Origin of the sequence: Streptomyces sp. RP5T (genome assembly GCF_003933965.1) — a bacterium.
In the GTDB taxonomy this organism is placed as follows: domain Bacteria; phylum Actinomycetota; class Actinomycetes; order Streptomycetales; family Streptomycetaceae; genus Streptomyces.
In genome coordinates this window covers 23,609-30,601 of the sequence record NZ_RSAJ01000038.1, presented here as the reverse complement: position 1 = coordinate 30,601, position 6,993 = coordinate 23,609, and the positions used below count along the sequence as shown (strand labels likewise).

Below are 6,993 nucleotides of genomic sequence, written 5' to 3'. Positions count from 1 at the left end.
CAACAGGGCCCCTTCGGTCGCCGGTGTGCTGAGTGGAATCACCACGCCAACGACGAGGGGCCCTGCCTCGTCACCACAGCCACTGACCAGCCCATTTCACCCGCCAGCACAGGATGAAAGAGGCTCACTGAGTTTCGACTACATCCCGGGAGTGTGAAGGCGGATCCGCCGTTGACGTCACGGTTCATCAGCAGGATCGAACACCATGATGGCGATTGACGTCTCAGCTGCGTCACCCGATTGATGGCCGATCTGGAGAGGCTCACTGAGCCTCTTCCATCCTGTGCTGGCGGGTGAAACGGGCTGGTCAGCGGGTGTGGTGACGAGGCAGGGCCCCTCGTCGTTGGTGTGGTGATTCCATTCAGCACACCGGCGACCGAGGGGCCCTGTTGGGTTTTCGTGTCCTGCCGCGCTCGACGTCCCGCGTGAGCTCGTTGAGCATGTTGCCTGGCTGTTATACGAACACCGCCGGGCGTGTAACGCCCGCTGGCGGAAGCCGGGCTGCTTCGACCAGGCACTGCTCACGTTGGTCCACCTGCGTAAGAACGAGACGTTCGCCCAGTTTGGGGCCGGGTTCGCGCTATCGCAGGCCACCGCCTGGCGCTATGTGGACGAGGCCCTGGAGGTGCTGGCGTCCTGGGCCCCAGGCCTCTCCACGAAACCCTCACCGGCCTCGGTGAGGGCGACCACGTCATCGTTGACGGCACGCTGATCCCCACCGACCGCGTCCGCGCCGATCAGCCGTACTACTCGCAGAAACACTAGAAACACGGCATCCGGTGACCCGCGCAGTGCGGGCGTCGCCGGTGCGGGTGAGGTAGTGCAGGCGTGCCAGGGGGCCACGTTGGGCGCACACGGGGGTGGCGACACAGCTGACCAGCGCGGCCAGTTGTCGGCCGACGGTCTCGGGTCTTTGCTGCCGGCACCGTACTTGCCGAACTCGATGTTCACCTCAGGCACTTGGGGGTCCCTTCGTTCTGTCCCGTGACGCGGGCAACGTCGCAGACTTCGACATCCCACGGCCAGCCGTACAGACGGCCGTAGAAGGATCCTCCAGTCCCTGTTCACCTGAGATTCCGCCTTGGGTCAGCGGGGTCCTCTTCATGCTGATGCCGTGGCCCGGCTGGCGGGGGAGCGGCAAGATGCCGGGCCACGGCGTGCGGGTTGCGGCCAGGGGTGCCGATACCCGGGTGGAGGGAGGCGAATTGCTGTCTTCCGTGGTGCGTGGCCCGGCAGACAGCAGTCGCGTCTCTGATCCCCATCCGCCCGGAACTACGGTAGTGACCGTCGGTGGGTTCTTTCTTCGTCCGAGACCGGCTGAAAGACATCCCTTTGACGCGAAACCGCTCAATGCTGGGTGCCGCACCGGCGCGCACTTTGCTGGGAACGCGTTTTCAGCGACGGGCGTCGCTGTGGACCACTTTCGATGCAGAACTGACGGGTGATCATCAGCGGACGTGATGCTGAGAGGGCTCCCTGCGAACCTCGCCCGCCTCATTGACGATCAGCTCCGACAATGCATACCCCAGCACAACACCACGGCCGGCCTTGCCGCCCGACCACCGCCCCCAGCCCGATCAACAACGTAGGGACGACTGAGGGTGGGGTGGACGGTTCAGGAGTGGTGGGAGCAGCCCTGTGCTCGACCCCCGCTTGCTGGTCGCCGGGCCCGCGCCAGAGCCGGCCACCCTCGACCTGGCGTTCGACTCCTGCCTGTCCAGGCACGTCGCGTATGGGGAGATGGAGTTGTGCACGGTGCTCGGCGCCCCGTCGTCGGCCGCCTCGGTGGAGGAGGTGCCCCCCGACGGCGCCGTCGGGGGAGGGTCAGGCTGAGCCGCTCGCCTCGTGGCTGTGGGACTGGTCGCCGGTGCTGTGCGCACGGCTGTTGGCCGAGTGCGAGGCGGTACCGGACGCGGTGCGCCTCCTTCCGGCGGCCCGAAGGGTCCGCGTACCGCTCCCGTGGGGCAGCCGTACCAGTCTTCCACTGTGTCGGGTGCCGAGGACCTGGCCGAGCGGCCGTGGCGCGCGGGTAGATGGAGGCCACGCCGCCGCGTTCAGAAGCGCCGGTGCCAGCGCGGATGGCCCCGCCCCGGCCGCCTGGACGGGCGGCATCGCGGCCGTCCTCGACGCCTCGAAACCGGCGGAGCTCGGCGCGTGCTACCTCGGCGCAGCCTCCTCGCCGTCCGCGGTGAGCTCGGTAGTCAGGGCAGGGCACGCGGATGGGCCAGGACGGTGTCCTCCTGACCGCCGCCGTCCTCGCCGACCGTCCTGGCGGGCTGCCTTCGCCTTACCGGCCCCATGGCCGCAGCCTGCGAGGAACAGCCTGCGGGGTCCTTCGCCAACCATGTGCTGTTCGACCTGATCACCACCGCGTGGCATACCGACGCTCCGCTTGCCGGTGGTCAGGAGGACACCGACCTGGCCCACCCACGTGCCCTGCCCTGACTGCCGAGCTCACCGCGGACGGCGGGGAGGCCGAGGATGGCCCCCTTCCCGCCGGGGACGGAGCTCCGGCGAAAGCGGGGGAGAGAACATGGCCGCCGAGATGCGGGGCTCAGATCCGTCGGTGCGGTGGGGTGCCTGCTGGAGTACGTCGTCCAACGGTCCCGCACGCAAGGGGGAGTTGCCCGCCGATGTCCTGGAGACGATGACCGGCGCGCTCGCCGCGCACGGGGACCAGGACGCGATAACCATTGTGATTGGGGTATGCCTGCCCGCCCTGCACCGGTACGCCCCCGCGTTCGCCGCCACCCACCGCAGCTGTGCTGTACATACTCACCCCCGGCCGCCCGTGGCCGATTGGGTCCTGGCTGCGCCGTACGACAGCCAGATCCTCGTTGCCCTCGAACGCGTCGGGCTCCTCGCCACTCTGCGCGATCCGGACTCCGGTCCGGCGCACGGCGCCACCGCCCGCATAGCGGCCGCGCTCTTGACCGGGCCTCCTCGGTGACCCGGCTTTCTTGTGGGCCGAACTGGCCGCCGGCGGGGGAGTGGAGGCAGCTGGCCTGCTGCTGGCCGCGATCGCCTCCCGCGCCTCTCCGCCGACGGCCCCGGCCCGCCCGACGCTTGCGAACGGCTGGCTGCGGACCTGTAGTTGTCCTGACACGGACGAGCACACCCCGCGGCTGGCGGACGCCGACTCGTCGCCGAGCGCGCCACCCCGGCAGCCATGATGCGCTCTTGCTGGCGTCAGAGCAGTTGCGGTTCGACTATCAGCAGTGGCGAAGAGCACGAGCAGGTGTCGATCGTCTACTGGCAGTCTGGAATCGTCGTACGGGCCCGGAAGCGCGATAGCTTGTTGCTCGGCAACGGATCGTACCTGGGCGACCGCGTCGACGGGGTACTGGATCAGATCGGCGTCGTCTCCGCGCATGCAGAGAGCGGGAGGCCGACCGCTGGCGGCGGTTACGGGCGCTGTCGGTGCGCATCGCGGACCTGCACGATGCACTCCGCACAGCCACCGCTGCACGCGGACGGAGACACGTTGCGCGGACGCTGCGGCAGAGACTGCCTGGTGTTCCCGCCCGCAGAAGCCATCGGTTACGTGAGCGCGTTGGCGGGCAGGTGATGCACTCGCCCGCCGTGGCTGATGTTGCCGGGGAACTCGGGGAGCCCTACAACCCTACTCGGAGTGAAGACCGTGGCGATCGGCACAGCGATCCGAGGCACTCATAGACCCGAGGAATGACGGGAGAGTGCCAGTTGGCTTCACTCGCTGCGCCAGGACCCCAGCCGCTGCGCGATCATGCGCAGGTCGGCTTGCTGAGCGCGGACGCCCTGGGCGAGCTCGAACAACTCGTCGTCCTTGGCCTGCAGCGGCTGGCCGGAGACGTACATGTACTGGCTGGCGCAGGCCCAACCGATGACCAGGTTGTAGTCGGCGAAGGGACGAAGCAGCAGTGCGGTGTGCAGAAAAGTCGCGGCCCGGGAGGCAGCCTCCTCGTAGTAGAGGACACCGCGCTCCCGTTCGAACGTGTGCCGGTCGGCCATGAACCCCAGGGCGCCCCAGTCGGCGATGGGCACGTTCAACGGGGAGATCGCCGACTGGATCTGCAGCACCCAGCCGACATTGACCCGGATGATCTGGCTCACCGCTGGCCTTCAGGGAAACGAGCCGCGACGCCGGGCAGGATCCGGGCGGCCTCGGCAACCGCTCCCTCGATGAAGGCGAGCCTGTCAGCCTCCTCCACCGTCACGTCGTGCACATGCTGCTTCAGGCTCCGGCCCGTCAAAGCCGCCCGTGTGCGCAGGCGCGCCATCTCTTCTTCGCTGAATTCCACATTGAGTGCAGGCATACTCCCAAGGTACCTTCTTAGGTGCCGCTCAAGGTACCAAATCATGTAAAACAGATCCGAGGGAGAGCGCGGACTGCTGCTGGAGCGGCTCGCCTCGCACCTCGTGAAGCCCGTGCCCTTCCTGTACAGGGCGAGACGGCACTCGAATCGTCCAAGTGTCCAAGCACTGCGGTTTGGCAAACAGCCCGGCCGACCGGACCGCGGCGAGGCCACGAGGCGGCCTCCGGGAAGGCGTTCACGGCCCTGGTCCGCTCGCTGGTGAGTTCGTCCCGGCAGGTGAGGAGGATCTGTGCTGCCGCCCGCACCCCCTCGTCCGTTCGCGGAGAGCGCAGCTGTTTTTCGGGGAGCGGAAGCACGGCAGCGGCTATGCGCCGGGCGTCGATCGGGTCGGATTTGCCGATGCCGCGGCAGGCGGCGCGGCCCATTCTGGCGGCTTCAACCACGTGGTAGCCGGGATGTGCCGTTGGCGGGCAATCTGGGCTTCGTAACTGCCCGCATCCTCGATCACCCACAGAGCACCGAGGTCTCCACCGGTGCGGCGTCCGGCCCAGCTGATGGCTCGGGCCCTGCCGGCGTGGGTGTTGGGGAATGCCTTCGTGCCCAGGTGTTCACCATTGGCGGCGGGTATGGCGTGGGTGTGCGTTTCGGCGTGGGTGTCGACGCTGATGACGAACGAATGCGTGTGGGCGACAATGGTGTTCACGCGATCGGGGTTCCTCTCCGTGAGACGGTGGTCCCGGTCGCTGCGGGCCGGCGCCGTGCCCGGGAGAGGTCACTTCGAGGCAGAACTGTGACGGGGCCCGGCCCCCTGGGGGCCGGGCAGGCTTCTTATCAGGCTACCGAGGTGGGCCGGGTGGGCGCCGACCGCCCGGCGCAGTCGGACAGTTCATAGGCAGGGCACCCGTGGGGGCCACTTTTGTCACAAGTCACGACTACGACGAGGCGACCGACGCCAACCCTGCCGGCCGGTCACGGACCAGCCAGATGAAGACTCTGAACCGTTCCGGGTTCGGTAGAGATCTCAGTTGTTGGTTGTGACCTGGGGTTTCGTGGTTGCGAGGTAGTAGTTGGTCTCGTATTCGACGGGTGGGATGTGGCCTATTCCACCGTGGAGTCGTCGGTGGTTGTACCAGTCGACGTACTCGGCGGTGGCGAGTTCGACTTCGGACAGCGTCTTCCACGGCCGCTGGGGCTTGATCACCTCGGTCTTGAACAGGCCGATCGTGCTCTCCATCAGGGCGTTGTCGTAGGCGTCGCCGACCGATCCGATGGAGGCGGCGATGCCGGCAGCCTCCAGATGCTCAGCGAGCCGGAAACTTGTGTACTGGGCGAGTTCAACTGGTGGTTGCAACACCGGGCTGTTGTAGCGAGCGTAGCTGTTCCTCGAACACCTCCGCCGGGGTCTTCCAGCCGAGGACTTTGCGGGGCCGGTTGTTGATGGCCAGGGCGTCGGTGACGAGGCCGGTGCGCATGTGGTCCGCGATGGCCCAGCCGGCCAGGCGCCGTGAGGCGAGGTCGATGACGGTGGCCAGGTAGAGGAACTTTCCGCCGTCCATCGGGAGATAGGTGATGTCGCCGACGTACTTCGTGTTCGGCTCGCTTGCCGTGAAGTCGCGGCCGATCAGGTCCGGGGCCTTCGCCGCGGCCGGGTCCGGGATCGTGGTGCGGTGTCTGCGACGCAGCCGCAGTCCTGCCAGGCCGATGCTCCGCATCACCCGCGCAATCCGCTTGTGGTTGATGCGCTCACCCTCATCGCGGAGTTCGGCGGTGATCCTGGCGACGCCGTAGGTGCCGCCCGATTCGTGGTGCACGGCTCGTATCCGGGTGGCGAGGTGGGCGTCGGCCGCCTGCCGGGCGGCCCGGTCCGCGGCCGTCGCACGCCAGTAGTAGAAGCTGGAGCGGGCGATGCCCAGGATGGTGCACAGCCGCTTCACGCCGTAGCGGCGGTGGTGGTCGGCAACGAACTGGAAGCGGTTCACCAGCGCGTCTCCCCGGCGAAATACTTCGCCGCCTTGCGCAGGATCTCGCGTTCCTCCTCCAGCTCACGGACCTTCTGGCGCAGAGCTGCGTTCTCCGCTTCCAGCGGTGTCGGTGGCTCGGCCGGCGTCTCTGCCCGGCGTCCCCGCGGCTGGCTCACGCCGGCTGCCCGCACCCAGTTCCGCAGGGTCTCGGGGTTGATCCCCAGATCGGCAGCGACCTGCCGGATCGTCGCATCGGGCCGCGACTGGTACAGCCCGACCGCGTCCGCCTTGAACTGCGGCGGATAGTTCTTCATGACCACGAGATGTCCGTTCTCAGATCCTCAGGATCCAGTGTCTCGTGCGTCCAAGATCAGGGGTCAAGGCCCGGGATCGACTGGACACGTCCAGCCCGCACGGGTAGACAAGCACACGAAGCCTCTGGTGGTACCGGGTGATCTTGGTCGTGAACCCGTCTACCAGGGGCTTCACTCATCTGTCGACCCAACTGTCCGACTCACAGATCAAGTTGGCAAAGTCTCACTCACGAAACCCTCGCCGCTGGGCCAGGCTGAAGAAGAGGTCGTCGAACCGGACCGCGTAGTCCTCCTACGGTCCCGGCGCGGGCGGACACGGACGGCGAGCAGTCATCTTCCACCCCCAGCAAGCCAGTTGGCTCCTACCACCGGCCTACGACCAACTCGACCCGTCGCCAACCCACACCACCGCCGAATTTAACG

The 6,993-nt window shown here is 67.5% G+C and carries 6 protein-coding genes and 3 pseudogenes; 4 read left to right on the top strand and 5 right to left on the bottom strand.

Annotated elements, in window-relative coordinates; translation table 11 throughout:
* Positions 1-348 precede the first annotated feature (348 nt).
* From EHS43_RS06810 to EHS43_RS06795, 4 genes and pseudogenes are all read left to right on the top strand, one after another.
* A pseudogene (locus EHS43_RS06810) lies at positions 349-762 on the top strand (transposase family protein); the annotation flags it as partial.
* 876 nt (positions 763-1,638) lie between these two features.
* Positions 1,639-1,833 carry a hypothetical protein gene (locus EHS43_RS06800; protein WP_125189626.1) on the top strand — a complete coding sequence of 65 codons (195 nt, stop codon included), beginning with the start codon at positions 1,639-1,641 and terminating at the stop codon, positions 1,831-1,833.
* A 465-nt stretch (positions 1,834-2,298) separates the two neighbouring features.
* A complete protein-coding gene (locus tag EHS43_RS46250; RefSeq protein WP_185806139.1) occupies positions 2,299-2,445 on the top strand; it encodes a hypothetical protein in 147 nt (48 codons plus the stop codon).
* Positions 2,446-2,533: 88 nt separating this feature from the next.
* Entirely contained in the window at positions 2,534-2,950 is a 417-nt protein-coding gene (locus EHS43_RS06795; RefSeq protein WP_125189625.1) for a hypothetical protein, read from the top strand.
* A gap of 758 nt (positions 2,951-3,708) precedes the next feature.
* Here the strand turns inward: EHS43_RS06795 and EHS43_RS06790 are convergent.
* The 5 genes and pseudogenes from EHS43_RS06790 to EHS43_RS47485 all read right to left on the bottom strand — a co-directional run.
* The gene (locus EHS43_RS06790; protein WP_125189624.1) at positions 3,709-4,092 is read right to left on the bottom strand and encodes a hypothetical protein; all 384 of its coding nucleotides are present in this window, start codon (positions 4,090-4,092) and stop codon (positions 3,709-3,711) included.
* On the bottom strand, positions 4,089-4,295 hold the full coding sequence (locus EHS43_RS06785) for a hypothetical protein (RefSeq protein WP_125189623.1): 207 nt from the start codon (positions 4,293-4,295) through the stop codon (positions 4,089-4,091). Before EHS43_RS06785 ends, EHS43_RS06790 begins: the two co-directional genes overlap by 4 nt.
* A 364-nt stretch (positions 4,296-4,659) precedes the next feature.
* Complete coding sequence (locus EHS43_RS06780; RefSeq protein WP_125189622.1) at positions 4,660-4,998, bottom strand: hypothetical protein; 339 nt, start codon at positions 4,996-4,998, stop codon at positions 4,660-4,662.
* 318 nt (positions 4,999-5,316) lie between these two features.
* Positions 5,317-5,625, bottom strand: a pseudogene (locus EHS43_RS06775) (integrase core domain-containing protein); the annotation flags it as partial.
* Positions 5,626-5,737: 112 nt separating this feature from the next.
* Positions 5,738-6,576 (bottom strand): annotated as a pseudogene (locus EHS43_RS47485) (IS3 family transposase); the annotation flags it as partial.
* Positions 6,577-6,993: the final 417 nt, after the last annotated feature.

What these genes read in the sequence shown, in the direction of transcription:
- EHS43_RS46250 (WP_185806139.1), top strand. Translation starts at nt 2,299, where the DNA reads ATGGCCGCAGCCTGCGAGGAACAGCCTGCGGGGTCCTTCGCCAACCAT.
- EHS43_RS06785 (WP_125189623.1), bottom strand. Translation starts at nt 4,295, where the DNA reads ATGCCTGCACTCAATGTGGAATTCAGCGAAGAAGAGATGGCGCGCCTG.
- EHS43_RS06795 (WP_125189625.1), top strand. Translation starts at nt 2,534, where the DNA reads ATGGCCGCCGAGATGCGGGGCTCAGATCCGTCGGTGCGGTGGGGTGCC.